This is a genomic window from Clostridium sp. 16K-1-R1 (assembly GCF_023921145.1).
Taxonomy (GTDB): domain Bacteria; phylum Bacillota; class Clostridia; order Clostridiales; family Clostridiaceae; genus Sarcina; species Sarcina perfringens.
Genome location: NZ_CP046515.1, coordinates 2,344,753 through 2,358,274, shown reverse-complemented (window position 1 = coordinate 2,358,274; position 13,522 = coordinate 2,344,753). Strand labels below are relative to the sequence as shown.

Below are 13,522 nucleotides of genomic sequence, written 5' to 3'. Positions count from 1 at the left end.
TTATTCTTTTTTAGGAGTTAAATCATTTAAGGATTTAAATTCATAACCATTAGATTTTAACTCTTTTAAAATTTCATCTAAAATAGCAGTATTAGTATCTGATACGGCATGAAGCAGAGCTATTTCACCATTATGAACTTTATCTAATATTTTTTTCTTAGCAGCTTCTTTAGAAGGTTGCTCATCAACTAACCAATCTTTATAAGCAAAACTCCAAAAAACAGAGGTATAACCAAGTTCTTCAGTGTAAGCTAAGGATTGTTCACTGTATTTACCCATTGGAGGTCTAAAGAATTTAGGCATTTCTTTTCCAGTAACTTTAGAGTATTCCTCTTCAACTTCAGTAAATTCCTTTGTAAATTTTTCTTTATCAAGTATTTTAGCCATAGATGGATGATGAGAAGTGTGATTACATACAAGATGGCCCTCTTCATCCATTCTTTTTATAAGGTCTGGATAGTCTTTTATATATGGTCTTGTTACAAAGAAGGCAGCAGGAACTTGATTTTCTTTTAATATATCAAGTATTTTTGCTGTATTACCATTTTCATATCCTTCATCAAAAGTAAGAAAAATTTCTTTCTTTGATGTGTCTCCACAATATACAACTTTATGATTGCTTATATAAGGAGTTTCTTTTGGCCCATGAGGAACACCTTCCTCTTTACTAAAAGAATAATACCAGTTAAATTCTTTTGTACAAGGGCTATTAAATTCTTTTGCACTTACTTTTGTGTTTAAAGTAATAGATAGAATCATCATTATTGAAAATAATAATGAAAAAACTTTCTTAATCATAAAATATCACCTCAAATTTAGTATGTGTTATATATTAGGATTAATTTGTATTTTTAAGTGGATAATTAGGAAACATAATACAGTTGTTGAAATATATATTAAGCTAGAGTATAATCATTAAGTATGAAATTAAATATAAGAAAGGGACGTGTACATAGATGAAATTAGGAATGGTTGGATTACCAAATGTTGGTAAAAGTACATTATTCAATGCTATTACAAAAGCAGGAGCTGAATCAGCAAACTATCCTTTCTGTACAATAGAACCAAACGTAGGTGTTGTAAGTGTACCAGATAAGAGATTAGATGTTTTAGAAAAAATATATAATACAAAGAAAAAAGTATATACTGCAATAGAGTTTTATGATATAGCAGGATTAGTTAAAGGTGCTAGTAAAGGTGAAGGATTAGGAAATAAATTCTTATCACACATAAGAGAAGTTGCAGCTATCGTTCATGTTGTAAGATGCTTTGACGATGAGAATGTTGTTCACGTAGAAGGTTCTGTAGATCCAATAAGAGATATAGAAACTATAAACTTAGAACTTATCTTTGCAGACTTAGATGTTCTTGAAAGAAGAATGGAAAAGACTATGAAGTTAGTAAGATCAGGTGATAAAACTGCTAAGTTTGAGTATGATGTAATGGAAAGATTAAAAGCTCACTTAGAAGCAAATAAACCAGCTAGAACTTTAGAAGCTACTGAAGATGAAGAAGCTTTCGTAAAAAGCTTATTCTTAATAACTTCAAAACCAGTTTTATATGCTTGTAACATATCAGAAGATGATATGATGGAAGGAAACTTAGATAATGAATATGTTCAAAAAGTTAGAGCATATGCTGAAACTGAGAATTCAGGAATCATGGTTGTTTGCGCTAAACTTGAAGAGGAATTATCAGGATTAGATGAAGAAGAAAAAGCTGAAATGTTATCTGAGTATGGATTAGAAGAATCAGGTCTTGATAAACTTATACAAGCAAGTTACAAATTATTAGGATTAATGAGTTACTTAACTGCAGGGGTACAAGAAGTTAGAGCTTGGACAATAAAACAAGGAACTAAAGCTCCACAAGCAGCAGGTAAAATTCACTCTGATATAGAAAGAGGATTCATAAGAGCTGAGGTTGTTTCTTATGATGATTTAGTAGAATGTGGTTCAGAAGCAGCTGCTAAAGAAAAAGGTGTTTACAGATTAGAAGGTAAAGAATACGTAATGAAAGATGGAGATATAGTTAACTTCAGATTCAACGTATAATATAAAAGAAAAAAATTATCATCAAATTTAAACAGTATTTTTAGACAAAAAAAGAGCTATTTGAAGTTTTCTTCAGATAGCTCTTTTTCTTTATGGCGGGAATATGTGGGAATCGAACCCACCCATGATGGTATTAGCACCATAACTAGGTTTTGAAGACCTGTAGAGACACCAGCCCCTATCTATTCCCATAATATTTTAAAATTTTACATCAAAATAAGTATAATGTCAAATTTTTTTCTAAGAATATTTTAATTATATAAACTTATAAATCCTGAATATTGAAAGGAATTTTTAATTTTTTATAGAATAATGTATAATAAAATATAATATATAATGGGAAAATGGTTGCAATAGCATTGTATTGTAGTGTAAATTAGTAAGAGGCATAATAATTTACATAATGTTTATAATAAATACGTTTAAAAATGTTTATTAATAAAATTAAGCATGATAAATTAAAGCTATTAAGCTATATTATACAGTATATAATATGATTGAGAAAATCAAATGATGATAAGTAATTAAAAATTTAAGGAGTATTTATATGGAATTTAAACACGTTTCGGTTTTGCTAGATGAGTGCATAAATGCTTTAAATATAAAAGAAGATGGTATATATGTAGACTGCACATTAGGTGGTGCAGGTCATTCAAGTGAAATAGTAAAAAGACTATCAAGTGATGGTAGATTAATAGGATTCGATCAAGACAAAGATGCTTTAAAAGCTGCTGGAGAAAGATTGAAAGACTATAAAAATGTTACATATGTTCATAGTAATTTCTATGCTATATATGATGTATTAACAGATTTAGGCATAGATGGAGTAGATGGTATCCTTATGGACTTAGGAGTTTCTTCTTATCAATTAGATAATGGAGAAAGAGGATTTAGTTATATGCAAGATGCTCCTTTAGATATGAGAATGAATAGAGAAAATGAATTCTCAGCATATGAAATAGTTAATACATATTCAGAAGAGGAATTATATAGAATAATCAAAGAATATGGAGAAGAAAAATTTGCTAAAAGAATAGCGAGTTTCATAGTTAAAAATAGAGAAGAGAAAAATATAGAAACTACTTTGGAATTAGTTGAGATAATTAAAGCCGCAATTCCAGCAAAGGCTAGAAGAGAAGGACCACATCCAGCTAAAAGAACATTCCAAGCTATAAGAATAGAAGTTAACAAGGAACTTGAAATTATAAGTAAGACTATTTTAGATGGAGTTAAGAAACTTAATAAAGGTGGAAGAATGGCAATAATAACATTCCACTCATTAGAAGATAGAATTGTTAAAAATACATTTAAAGAATTGGCTAATCCATGCACATGTCCAAGTGAGTTTCCTGTATGTGTTTGTAATAGAAAACCAGAAGTTAAGCTTATAAGCAGAAAACCTATTGAAGCTAGCAAGGAAGAGCTAGAATTTAATCCAAGAAGTAGAAGTGCTAAGTTAAGAATAATAGAAAAATTATAAGATGATATATTTAGATAGCTTTATTAGATTTTTAAGTAAGGGGAATAAAAATAATTGGAGAGGGATTGTAGATGATTGTAAAAGAGTTTGATTATAATGGTAGTTCAGCGCTTAAACCACAGAGAAAAGAACAAACTATACCAAGTAAAGAAACCTATGACAAGAAAAAGAAAAAAATCGAACAACAAAGAAGAAAAAAGCAAAAAGATAAAAAAATAAAAAAAAGTGTATATCAAATAGTACTTCTAATATTAGTTGTTGGTGGGATAACAATAAGTAGAGATGTAAAAGTTTATAAAACTCAGCAACAATTGGACTCATTAAATAAAGAAATAAATTCTGTTATAACGGAAAATGAAGCTTTGAAGGTTCAAATATTAAAGGCAAGTTCTTTAGACAAAATAGAGGAAACTGCTAAAAATAAATTAAAAATGATATTACCAACTAAGGAAAATATGATTAAGTTAGGCGAAAGCCAAGCTACTGAAGGTAAGCAATAGGGGAATAAATTAGGATGTACTTTTATTATTATTTTAAGAGTACATCCATAATTTTTTATAAGGGCTACAATTTTATAAATTTAATTTTAATTAGATAATATGATAAATTTAGTAGAACTTTAAAGTTTCATAAAGTGAATTTCAAAGAGGGAACTCAGTTTATTTAACTTACTACGGAGGGCTAAGGGTGAAAAAGAAGAAAAACAAAGGATTTAAAGATTATAAAATAACAAAATCGCTTAGATTTGGAAGAACATATTGGACCATGATAGTAGTATGGGGATTACTAGGAGTATTAACCTTAAGATTATCATACGTAATGATTTTTAAGCATAAAGAATATGGTTCAATGGCAGAAGAACAATGGAAAAATGAAATAAAGATAGGTGCTAAAAGAGGAGAAATACTAGATAGAAATGGAGCTCAATTAGCTGTTAGCGCTAATGTTTATAGAGTGGATTTAGATCTTAAAACTTTAAGAGAAGATACATTTACTAAAGATGATACAGATGATACAAAAAAAGAAAAGCTTAATAAAATTGCAGGGGAGCTAGGTACTGTTTTAGATATGCCTAAAGAAGAGGTATATGATAAGATAAATAGCACTTTACCATCAGGATTGCCAGCTACTTCTGTTACTTTAATTAGAAAGATAGAAAAAGATAAAGCTGATAGTGCTAAGAATTTAAAGATAAGAGGAGTAATAGTTTCACAGGATACAAAGAGATATTACCCAGATAATAATTTCTTAGCTCAAGTATTAGGAAGAGTTGATGCAGATGGTATAGGTCAAGGTGGTATAGAGCGTGAATATAATGTGGAGTTATCAGGTTTACCAGGAATGAGAATATCAGAAGTTGCAAGAAATAGTAGTGGAATACCTTATTCAAATTCTGAATTTGCAAAGCCTGTGGATGGTAAAGATGTCACACTAACCGTTGATGAAACTATACAATATTTTGCAGAAAAAGTTGCAGAAGAAGGAAAAAAAGAATATAAAGCAGATGGGGTTAGTATAATAGTTATGAATCCTAAAAATGGAGAAATATTAGCTATGGCTAATAAACCAGATTATAATCCTAATGAACCTTATAAAGGGTATGAAAATTTCCCTGGTAAAGATAAAACTGAAAAGATGGAAAATATGTGGAAAAATGATGCCGTATCAAATTCATTTGAGCCAGGATCTATATTTAAAATGGTAACATCTTCAGCTGCCGTACAAGAAGGGATAGCAGGTGGAAATGAAACATATTTTTGTCCAGGTGGAAAAAATGTATCTGGAACTTATATAAAATGTTGGAAGCCAGATGGGCATGGAACTGAAACTTTTGACCAGATATTAGAAAACTCTTGTAACGTTGGGTTTATGGACATAGGTCAAAAACTTGGAAAAGAAAAATTAAATGAATATATAGAAAAGTTTGGATTTGGTAAGCAGACAGGAATAGATTTACCTGGAGAAACAACAGGTATAGTATTGCCAAATGATAAAATAGGTCCAGTAGAACTTGCAACCATATCATTTGGTCAAACAGATAGTGCTAGTTCAGTTCAAATGATGGCAGCTATGAACACAATTGCTAATGGAGGAACATGGATACAACCTCATATAATGAAGGAAATAAGCCATGAAGATACAAGTGGAGCAAGAGTAGTGGATAAAACTTTTGTACCTAAAAAGATTGATAATATAATAGATCAAAAAACAGCTATGAGAGTTTCAGAGGCTCTAGAAAAAACTGTTCATTTTGGATCTCCTAAGAGAGCTTATATAGAGGGATATGGAATTGCAGGTAAAACTGGTACAGCTGAAAAGGTTAAGGCTAGTGGAGGATATGGTGCAGGGTATGTAGCGTCCTTTGCTGGATTTGCTCCATATAATGATCCACAAGTTTCAGTTTTAATATCTGTAGATAATCCAAAGGGGGAATACTTTGGAGGATTAGTAGCGGCACCATTAGCTCATGATTTATTTAGTGATATATTTAACTATATGGAATTAGATAGTTCAAAGATAGACAAAAATAAATCAAAAGAAGAGATTCTGCCAGAAGTTAGAGGTATGAGTTTAGATAAGGCTAAAGCTATTTTAGATAAAGATAATATAAAATATTCTGTAGAAGATGGTGGGAATTCTGTAGTTGATATGAATCCTAAGCCGGGATATACAATCAAAGAGGGAGATGAAATTAAACTTTACACTAAAACTACTTCAAATTATAATAAAGATGTTGTAGTACCAGATTTTAATGGACTTTCCATGGAAAAAGCAAAGGAAATTTTAAACAAAATTGGCTTAAAGGGTACTTTTGCAGGAGAGGGAGTTATTAAGGAACAAAGTGTAGCTCAAGGTGATGTAGTTAAAAGTGGTACATCAATAGAATTTAAATTAGATAAGAAATAATGATAGTTAAAAACTAGCATGTGAGTAATTTCACATGCTAGTATTTTGTGAATTTAACGCTTGTTTATTGCATAGTATTTAAGGAGTGAGAAAAATGATTCTTAAAAGTTTATTAAAGGGCTTAGATTATGAAGTTATAAAAGGTAATGAAGAGTCAAAAGTACAAAATATAAGATATGATAACAGAAAAATAGAACAAGGGGATGCCTTTGTTTGTGTAAAAGGCTTTAAAGTAGATGGACATTCCTTTATTGGTGATGCTATTAAAAAAGGAGCTAAGACATTAATAGTTCAAGAAGATGTAAGTGTTCAAGAAGACATAACAATAATAAAGGTTAGAGACACTAGAAAAGCCTTAGCAATAATGTCTTCAAATTATTTTGGAAATCCAAAGGATAAACTTAAAATAATAGGAATAACAGGAACTAACGGTAAAACCACTTCTGCTTTTATTATTAAATCTATCTTAGAAAAGGCAGGATTTATGACAGGTTTAATAGGAACCATAGCAAACTATATAGGAAATAAAAAAGTAGACGCAGTAAGAACTACACCAGAATCTTACGAACTTCATGAGCTATTTAAAAATATGGTTGATGCTGGAGTAGAATATTGCGTTATGGAAGTTTCATCCCACTCTCTAGAGTTAGATAGAGTATATGGAATTCAATTTGAAGAAGGAATTTTCACTAATTTAACTAGAGATCATTTAGATTTTCATAAAACCTTTGAAAACTATTATAATGCTAAATTTAAGCTTTTTGAAAGAAGTAATCATAGTATCATAAACTTAGATGATCCATATGGAGCTAATATAGTTAAGGATATAGAAGAAAGAGGATTAAAGACTAAGGTTTCTACTTTTTCAATTGAAAAAGAGTCAGACTTTAAGGCTTTTGAGATTAAAAGTCACTCAAATGGTTCAGAATTTAAGGTGAATTTAGAAAGTATAGAAGAATTTTCTATAAACATTCCTGGAGAATATAATATATATAACTCATTAGGTTGTATAATATGTGCATATAACTTAAATATTCCAATGGATAAAATTAAAGAAGGATTAAGTGATGTGGTTATACCAGGAAGATGTGAGTTAGTAGCAAAGGAGAAAAATTTACCTTATAGCATAATAATAGATTATGCACACACACCAGATGGATTAGAAAATATTTTAAGTACAGTAAAGGCCTTTACTAAAAATAGAATGATTTCTGTATTTGGTTGTGGAGGAGATAGAGATAAGGTTAAGCGTCCTCAAATGGGTAAAATAGGATGTGAATTATCAGATATTGCAATAATTACTTCAGATAATCCAAGAAGTGAGGAGCCTATGGATATAATTAATGACATAGTAAAACCACTTAATTATGATAACTTTGTTATTGAAGTTAATAGAAAAGAAGCTATAAGAAAAGCAATGAATATGGCTTTAGAGGGAGATGTTATTGTTATAGCTGGTAAAGGACATGAAACATATCAAATACTAAAGGATGAAACAATACACTTTGATGAAAGAGAAGTTGTATATGATATTTTAGAAGGCAAGTAGAGGTGTTAAAAAATGCTAGAGTTAAATTTACAAGAGATTGTAAAAGCTACTAAGGGAGCTTTATTAAAAGAAGCTGATGTAAAAGAAATAAAGGCTGTATCAACAGATACAAGAAAAATTGAAGAAGGAACTATGTTTATTGCCTTAAAAGGTGAAAATTTTAATGGAAATAACTATGTTTTAGATGCATTTAATAAAGGTGCTAAAATTGCTATAGTTGATGAAGTTAAATGTGACTTAAATGAGTTAAAAGAGGATGTGGCTTTAATTAAGGTTCAAAATACTGGAAGAGCCTTAATGGATTTAGCTAAGTTTTATAGAGAAAAATTAGGATTAAAGGTTGTTGGTATTACTGGTTCAGCGGGAAAGACTTCTACTAAGGATTTAGTGGCTGCTGTTTTAAGTTATAAATATAAGGTTTTTAAAACAAAGGGAAACTTTAATAACGAAATAGGATTACCTCTAATGATATTAGAATTAGATAGCACATATGATGTGGCTATTTTAGAAATGGGAATGAGAGGTCTTGGACAAATTAAAGAGCTTGCAGAAATAGCATCACCTGATTTAGGTATTATAACTAATATAGGTATTTCTCACATAGAAATATTAAAAACTAGAGAAAACATATTAAAAGCTAAGATGGAAATAGCAACTTTCTTTGATAAAAACAATACCCTTGTTGTTTGTGGAAATGATGACTTTTTAGGAGCCTTACCTGAGGCTGAATATAAAATAGTTAAAACTGGAGTTGGAGAAAATTTTAAGATAGGAGCTAAAAATATAGCTTTAGAAGAACTTTCATCTAAATTTACAGTTTATGATGGAGAAAAAGAAGAAGAGTTTTCTTTAGATATGCCAGGAGAACATAATATAAGCAATCTAATGTTAGGAATTGCTATAGCAAAAGAATTAGGTGTTTCCTTTGAAGAAATGAAAAGGGGATTAAAAAATATTGAAGCTACTTCAATGAGATTAGAGCTTATAAAAAAAGATGGATTTTCAATTTTAAATGATTGCTATAATTCAAGTCCAGTAGCTGTTAAATCAGCTATAGATGTTATGAAAAACATAGAAGGAAAGAGAAGAATAGCAGTTTTAGGAACAATGAGAGAACTAGGACATAAATCAGAGGAAGCTCATGAGGAAATAGGTAAATATGCAAAGGAAAATGGAATAGAAAAAGTACTTTGTTTTGGTGACTTCTCAGAAAATATTAAAGAAGGATATGGAGAAGGATGCACTGTATATGAAAATAAAGAAGAACTAATAAAAGATTTACTTAACATTATATGTGATGGAGATATTATATTAGTTAAGGCATCTAGAAGTTTAAAATTTGAAGAAATAACTAAAGCATTATTAGAAAAGTAAATGGAACTAAGGAGGTGAAGCTGCTTAATAGTTTAAGTAGCAGAATTTTATGGAAATTTTAAAGTCAATGATAGATCCAAAGATAGTAATGGCAATAGTAATAAGTTTTATAGTAGCATCAATATTAGGACCTATTATAATTCCACTACTACATAAACTTAAATTTGGACAAAATATAAGACAAGAGGGACCAAAGAGTCACTTAAAAAAAGCAGGAACTCCAACTATAGGTGGATTAATATTTATTTTTGCAACTATTATAACAATGTTTATTATGGTTGGAAATCCAACAGATGAGGCTATGATAGCTTTATATTCTTTCGTAGGATTTGGTTTTGTAGGATTTTTAGATGACTTACTAAAGATAATCAAGAAGAAAAATGAAGGATTAACATCAGGACAAAAAATGATTTTATTATTAATCGTATCAGGATTTTTAACTTGGTATGCTTATAAATATATAGGAACTAGCATTAATATACCATTTTTAAATGGGCAAATTAACTTCGGATTATTCTATATACCTTTTGTAATGTTCTACTTTGCAGGGGTAACAAATGCGGTAAACTTAACAGATGGATTAGATGGATTAGCTACATCAGTTACTGTTTTAGTAACTACATTTTTAGGGATAATTAGTTATAATTTAGGACACATAAGTTTAGCAATATTCTGTGTTGCTTTAGCAGGTGCATTACTTGCCTTCTTAAGATTTAATGCATTCCCAGCTAGAGTATTTATGGGAGATACAGGTTCTCTTGCTTTAGGAGGAGCTGTAGCAATGGTGGCATTAATACTAAAAATGCCTTTAATACTAGTGTTAATAGGAATTATCTACGTAATAGAAACACTTTCAGTTATATTACAAGTTGCTTCATTCAAGCTTACAGGTAAGAGAATATTTAAAATGGCTCCTATACATCACCATTTTGAGCAACTAGGTTGGAGTGAGACAAAGATAGTTTCTGTATTTTCTATAATAACAGTAGTATTTTGCTTCATTGCTTTTGCTTCACTTTAGAAAATTCCTAAAATAGGAGGTTTTTAAATGAAGAAAAAAAAGACTACTAAAAAGAGTAATATTAACCCATTGGATTATGGACTTTTATATACAATAGTTATTTTATTAGCTATTGGGGTGGTCATGGTTTATAGTGCCAGTTCATATTTTGCTATGGTTAACTATAATGATAGTACAGCTTTTTTGAAAAAGCAGGCTTTATTTGCAGTAGTTGGTTTCATAGCTATGATATTTATATCAAGATGTGATTATCATAAACTTAAAAAATTAACAGGAATACTACTTATTATAACTCCTATATTATTGGTTGCTGTTTATGCATTCCCAGCAACCAAGGGAGCACAAAGATGGATAAAGTTAGGTCCACTTTCTTTCCAACCATCAGAACTTGCAAAATATGCGGTAGTTATAATCTTAGCTCATATGATTACCAATAAAGGTGAGAAGATTAAGGAGTTTTGGAAGGGAATAGTTCCTTGTTTCGTAATAGGGGGAGGATTTGCAGCTCTTATACTTGCTCAGAAAAACCTTAGTATAGCAGCTGTAACTGGCTTTGTTACATTTATAATGGTTTTTGTTGCAGGTGCAAGAAAAAGATTTATGTTTGGAGTAATAACTCCAATAATTTTATTTGCAGGTTCATTCTTTACTTTATTTGAGGATTATAGAAGAAGAAGACTTTTAAACTTTATTAATCCTTGGAAAGATCCAGCTGGTGATGGATATCAGCTTATACAATCCTTTTATGCTTTAGGAGCAGGAGGAGTTACTGGACTTGGAATAGGACAATCAAGACAAAAAACTCTATACATGCCAGAGCCACATAATGACTTTATATTCGCAATAATAGGAGAAGAGTTAGGGTTAATAGGGTGTACAGTAGTAATATTATTATTTGTAATATTTGTTTATAGAGGAATAAAAATAGCAATGAGTGCTAAAGACGAATATGGAACTTTATTAGCAGTAGGAATTACTTCTATTATAGGATTACAAGCCATAATTAATATTGCCGTTGTAACAGGTTCAATGCCAGTTACAGGAGTTCCACTTCCATTTATAAGTTATGGAGGAACTGCACTTGTATTTAACTTAATGGCTATGGGAATTCTTCTTAATATATCAAGACAAAGAAATAAAAAGATTGATTAAAGGCGTTTTATACGCCTTTATTTTTTATTAAATTGTATTCATAATTTTAATAGTAATTTTTTACTATTAGTAATATTTTCTTAAAAACTTAATGAAAAAAATCTAGTAAAATGATATTATTGTTATTGAAATGCAAAATAAAGAAATAAGGAGTAATATGAGTACGAACATAAATGAATATATACAAAAAAAGAAAAGAAAAAAGACAAGAAAAAAAATTATCTTAGTTAGTATAATACTTATTGTTATATTAGGATTAATTTTAATTAAGACACCTTATTTTAATATAAAAAAGGTTAATGTTAATAATAATAATGTTATAACTAAAGAGAGTGTAATAGGAGAAAATGATATTTTAAATCAAAATATATTCTTGCTTAATACTTCTGCTCTTAAGAAAAAAATATTAAGTAATCCATATGTAAAAAGCGTTAAAATATCAAGAAAGCTTCCAGATCAATTAAGTATAAATGTAGTTGAAAGAAATGCTACATTTATTGTTAATGAGGGTACTGATTTTTATGTTTTAAATGAAAATTTAGTCATAATGGAGAAGAAAAATTCAGAAGAAGGGCTACAATTGCCTACAGTAACTGGATTAACTGTAGAAAACAGATTCTTAGGGGAACCTATGAGTACAGATAAGGATAAAGTTGAGGTTTTAAAAGAGATTGGAGAAGCTTTAAATAAAAGTAAAATAAAAGTAAACTCTGTAGATATATCTAACCTTAATAATATTGTTATAAATAAGGGCGAGGTTCAAATACTTTTAGGAAATTCAGATAAATTAAGTGATAAGTTAACTAAGATGGTTAATATATTAAATGATCCAGCAGGAAATTTTGAAAAGGGATATATAAACATAAGCTTTAATGGGAATCCTGTAATATATAAAGAAAAGTAAGGAGGAGTGCTTTTTGAAGAAGTTGTCTTCACAAATTATTATAGGTATAGTTTGTGCTTTGTTAGGGTTTTTATTAACCTACCAATTTAAAATTATAAATAATAAAGAGAAAAATATAATAGAAAATTATAACCAAAATGACATAATGGCAGAGATAGACGGTCTTAAGAAGGAGAAAGAAGAGCTTCAAAAGAATAATGATTCTTTAAATAAGAGGCTTAAAGAAATGGAGGATGCAGCAGCATCTAAAGGGGATGTAAATAATAAAATAAAAGAGCAATTAGATAAAACAAGAATGATTTTAGGAACTGAAGAGGTTAAGGGGCCAGGAATAATTTTATCCATAACACCTAAATCTCCATTGCTTACTTCAAAGGATCCTGAATATATAAGTGAAAAGGAGATAATTCATATATTAAACTTATTAGCTTTCTCAGGTGCAGAAGCTATTGCAGTTAATGATATTAGAATAACTCCTCAGACAGGAATAAAGAATGCTAGCAACTTTATATGGATAGGAAATAATGAAAGAATTTCTCCAAAGGAGAAGCTAACAATAAAGGTTATTGGTAATCAAGATAACTTAATAAAAGGAATTGATTTCCCAGGGGAAATGGACTATGGAGTATTAGGAGGTAATTATGATTATAAATATGAGAAGAAAGATTCAATTACAATACCTAAGACTACTCAAAACCTATCTTCTGAATATTTAAAAAAGGTTGATTAGGAAGGTGATTGAATGATAGTATTTATTGGGCTTTTAGTAGGTATAATAATAGGAGTTATATTTCCAGGAAGCATACCAGATAAGTTTTCCCCATATTTATCTATAGCCATAGTTGCATGCTTAGATTCTGTTTTTGGAGCTATAAAGGCTAGTTTAAAGAAAGAATTTCAAGCTGATGTTTTTATATCAGGATTCTTTGGAAATGCAGCTTTAGCAGCTTTACTAGCATATCTAGGTGATAAACTTGGGATACCACTATATTTTGCAGCTGTAATAGTATTTGGTAGTAGAATATTTAATAACTTTGCAGCTATAAGAAGGATATTGTTAGATAAAAGCAAAGAACGATAA

12 protein-coding genes and 1 tRNA gene are annotated in these 13,522 nt (G+C 29.6%); 11 read left to right on the top strand and 2 right to left on the bottom strand.

Annotation, left to right across the window (positions count from 1 at the left end; translation table 11 throughout):
• Window positions 1–798 carry a delta-lactam-biosynthetic de-N-acetylase gene (gene pdaA / locus GOM42_RS10440; protein ID WP_011590971.1) on the bottom strand — a complete coding sequence of 266 codons (798 nt, stop codon included), beginning with the start codon at window positions 796–798 and terminating at the stop codon, window positions 1–3.
• Between the two features lie 158 nt (window positions 799–956).
• Here pdaA and ychF point away from each other — a divergent pair, with 158 nt between their 5' ends.
• Window positions 957–2,054: a redox-regulated ATPase YchF gene (gene ychF, locus GOM42_RS10435; protein WP_003451384.1), complete on the top strand. Its 1,098-nt coding sequence runs from the start codon at window positions 957–959 to the stop codon at window positions 2,052–2,054.
• A gap of 93 nt (window positions 2,055–2,147) precedes the next feature.
• Here the strand turns inward: ychF and GOM42_RS10430 are convergent.
• Window positions 2,148–2,244: transfer RNA gene (locus tag GOM42_RS10430), tRNA-Sec, on the bottom strand.
• Between the two features lie 357 nt (window positions 2,245–2,601).
• Here GOM42_RS10430 and rsmH point away from each other — a divergent pair.
• The 10 genes from rsmH to GOM42_RS10380 all read left to right on the top strand — a co-directional run bounded on the left by rsmH (window position 2,602) and on the right by GOM42_RS10380 (window position 13,522).
• Window positions 2,602–3,534 (top strand): 16S rRNA (cytosine(1402)-N(4))-methyltransferase RsmH, encoded by a 933-nt coding sequence (rsmH, locus tag GOM42_RS10425; protein WP_003451137.1) that lies wholly within the window; start codon window positions 2,602–2,604, stop codon window positions 3,532–3,534.
• Between the two features lie 71 nt (window positions 3,535–3,605).
• The gene (locus GOM42_RS10420) at window positions 3,606–4,034 is read left to right on the top strand and encodes a septum formation initiator family protein (RefSeq protein ID WP_003458745.1); all 429 of its coding nucleotides are present in this window, start codon (window positions 3,606–3,608) and stop codon (window positions 4,032–4,034) included.
• A gap of 187 nt (window positions 4,035–4,221) precedes the next feature.
• Window positions 4,222–6,441, top strand: a complete 2,220-nt coding sequence (locus tag GOM42_RS10415; protein WP_011590970.1) for a stage V sporulation protein D — start codon at window positions 4,222–4,224, stop codon at window positions 6,439–6,441.
• Between the two features lie 94 nt (window positions 6,442–6,535).
• Window positions 6,536–7,990 (top strand): UDP-N-acetylmuramoyl-L-alanyl-D-glutamate--2,6-diaminopimelate ligase, encoded by a 1,455-nt coding sequence (locus GOM42_RS10410; RefSeq protein WP_057231748.1) that lies wholly within the window; start codon window positions 6,536–6,538, stop codon window positions 7,988–7,990.
• Between the two features lie 12 nt (window positions 7,991–8,002).
• Window positions 8,003–9,364, top strand: a complete 1,362-nt coding sequence (gene murF / locus GOM42_RS10405) for a UDP-N-acetylmuramoyl-tripeptide--D-alanyl-D-alanine ligase (protein WP_011590968.1) — start codon at window positions 8,003–8,005, stop codon at window positions 9,362–9,364.
• Between the two features lie 49 nt (window positions 9,365–9,413).
• Entirely contained in the window at window positions 9,414–10,385 is a 972-nt protein-coding gene (mraY, locus tag GOM42_RS10400) for a phospho-N-acetylmuramoyl-pentapeptide-transferase (protein WP_003458662.1), read from the top strand.
• Between the two features lie 27 nt (window positions 10,386–10,412).
• Window positions 10,413–11,537 (top strand): stage V sporulation protein E, encoded by a 1,125-nt coding sequence (gene spoVE, locus GOM42_RS10395; protein WP_003451300.1) that lies wholly within the window; start codon window positions 10,413–10,415, stop codon window positions 11,535–11,537.
• A 157-nt stretch (window positions 11,538–11,694) separates the two neighbouring features.
• Window positions 11,695–12,441 (top strand): FtsQ-type POTRA domain-containing protein, encoded by a 747-nt coding sequence (locus GOM42_RS10390; protein ID WP_003458747.1) that lies wholly within the window; start codon window positions 11,695–11,697, stop codon window positions 12,439–12,441.
• A 13-nt stretch (window positions 12,442–12,454) separates the two neighbouring features.
• On the top strand, window positions 12,455–13,171 hold the full coding sequence (locus tag GOM42_RS10385) for a DUF881 domain-containing protein (RefSeq protein WP_003451626.1): 717 nt from the start codon (window positions 12,455–12,457) through the stop codon (window positions 13,169–13,171).
• A gap of 12 nt (window positions 13,172–13,183) precedes the next feature.
• Window positions 13,184–13,522 carry a DUF1290 domain-containing protein gene (locus GOM42_RS10380; RefSeq protein WP_003451069.1) on the top strand — a complete coding sequence of 113 codons (339 nt, stop codon included), beginning with the start codon at window positions 13,184–13,186 and terminating at the stop codon, window positions 13,520–13,522.